This window comes from Variovorax paradoxus (assembly GCF_000834655.1).
In the GTDB taxonomy this organism is placed as follows: Bacteria; Pseudomonadota; Gammaproteobacteria; order Burkholderiales; family Burkholderiaceae_C; genus Variovorax; species Variovorax paradoxus_F.
The window spans coordinates 1-2,265 of record NZ_JXQQ01000113.1; the positions used below are offsets into that span (position 1 = coordinate 1).

Annotated in this window: 2 protein-coding genes; both read left to right on the forward strand. The window is 66.1% G+C overall.

All coding sequences use genetic code 11. The annotated features are described in order from the left end of the window. Window positions 1-738, forward strand: a 738-nt coding sequence (locus tag RT97_RS28915) for a GlxA family transcriptional regulator (RefSeq protein ID WP_042582310.1), incomplete at its 5' end; no start/stop codon positions are given. 289 nt (window positions 739-1,027) lie between these two features. Next, window positions 1,028-2,265: type VI secretion system Vgr family protein (locus RT97_RS28920; RefSeq protein ID WP_042582311.1), on the forward strand; the 1,238-nt coding region annotated here is incomplete at its 3' end.

The following is a 2,265-nucleotide window of genomic DNA, read 5'->3' on the forward strand; positions in this document are numbered from 1 at the left end:
GAGCCGGCGGTGCGCCAGGCGATCGTCGAGCACCGCATCGGCGCGTGGCTGGAGGCGGCCGCGCCGAACATCCGGCGCGTTGCGAGCGTGTGCAGCGGTGCCTTCGCGCTCGCGGCAGCGGGCCTGCTCGATGGCCGCGAGGCCACCACGCACTGGCGCTGGTGCGACCAGCTGCAGGCGCTGCGACCGCAGACACGCGTGCAGCGCGAGCGCATCTATGTGCGCGATGGCCCGGTATGGACATCGGCCGGTGTCACGACCGGCATCGAGCTTGCGCTCGCGCTGGTCGAAGACGACCTTGGCCATGCGGTGTCGATGGACATCGCACGCACGCTCGCGCTGCCGATGCTGCGCGGTGCGGAGCAGCCGCAACTGAGCCAGGCGCTGCAGGCGCAGGGCGCGGCGAGTCATCGGTTGCGCGAACTGGTGGCGTGGATCGGCACGCATCCGCAGGAGCCGTTGTCGGTCGAGGTGTTGGCCGGGCGCGTGCAGATGAGTCCACGGAATTTCGCGCGGGCATTCGCTGCGGAGACGGGATGCACGCCGGCGCGGTTCGTCGAGAAGACGCGCGTGGCTGCCGCGGCGCAGTTGCTGCGGCAGACGGGATGGACGCAGGAGCGCATTGCGAGTCGCAGCGGCTTCCGCTCGGTGGACGCACTGCAGCGTGCGTTCGCGCGGCAGCATGGCGTGACGCCGCAGCGTTATCGCGATGGCGATGCGCGGCCTGAGTCAGTTTGATCATCGACCGATGAACACATGGATGGAAGGTTGACACCTTCTGCCACGGTCTCGCCGGCCCTGTCAGCCAAATGACTTACGCGGGTTGACACGATGCGACAACACGGCCGCCACGCGTAAGAATATGCCGAGATACCTATCCCGAAGACGCATTGCCGTTACCTTCATTCGCCCATGATCTGACGCGCCGGGCCGCAGTCGGGCAAGGCGTGAGGCAGCGGAATTTCTCAAAATAAGAATCGCACGGAGGCAGCATGAACCATGTCATGGTGATCCAGGGAGTAGCCCCATGGCTCCGGCCGGTCGGTTGAGCAGTCCATTGGCGGAGCTTGTCTCCGAGCGCCAGCACGCCCGCTTGCTGCGGCTGTCGTTCCCGCAGGGTGGGGCGCCGGCGGGGAGCGACCTCGTGGTCAACACGCTGCATGCGTTCGAAGGCCTGTCGCACGATTTCGAGTTCGCGGCCGGGCTGCTCAGCAGCGATGCGGGGCTGGCCCTGAAGGATCTGCAAGGCAAGATGCTCTGCGTGGAACTCGTGCGGCCCGACGGCACGCTGCGCCACTTCACCGGAATCGTCTTCGGGTTCCGACTCGTGCGCACCGATGGCAACCTGGCGTTCTACGAAGCCCGGCTCGGTCCGTGGCTCAAGTACCTGCGGCTTCGCGCGAACAACCGGCTGTTCCATGGCCAGACGTTGCGCGCGCAGACCGAGGCCATCTTCAACGACTACGGCGTGCTGCCCAAGTGGGAGTGGCTCGTTCGCGGCGAAGACCCACCTCACACGATGGCGGTGCAAGGCGGCGGTGCGGGCGGAGAGACCGACCACAACTACCTGCACCGGTGCTGGGAGGCGGCTGGCTGCAGCTACTGGTACGAGCATTCGGCCGAAGGGCACACCCTGCACCTGTGCGACGACAGCACGCTTGCCAAGGCTGTGGACGGCTCATCGTCCGAGATCCGCTTCCAGGACGAGGGCGGTGCGCAGGAAGAAGATGGCATCGGCCAGTGGAGCGCCGTGCGCGAGTTGGTGTCGGCCCAGGCTGCAGTCAGTGCCTTCGACTTCAAGAACCCGCGTTCACAGCATGCCGAGATGCCAAGCAACAACCAGCAGGGCGATGTGCCGCGACTTGAGGTGCACGAATACGGCGGTGCGCGCCACTTCAAGACCTTGCTCGAGGGCGAGGCCGTGGCGCGGCGGCGCATTGGCGAGATCGAGGCGAAGGCCAAGCATTTCGAGGCCCGGGGCAACAACCGTTTTGCATTGCCTGGGCGATGGTTCCGGCTGATCGACCATTTCGGACGTACGCCGGGCACGGGTGAAGAAAGCGAATTTCTGATCCTGTCGGTGGAGCACACGGCCAGCAACAACTATCTGCAGGAGCCCGGCGCGACAAAAGGCGAGGCCGACGGTTCGCGGGCCGAATACAGAAATCGCTTCGTCTGCAGCCGCCGCTTTGTCCCGTGGATGCCCGGGCGCGGTTTTCACAGTGTCGACCATCGGGTGCTGTCGCCGCAGACAGCGACGGTGGT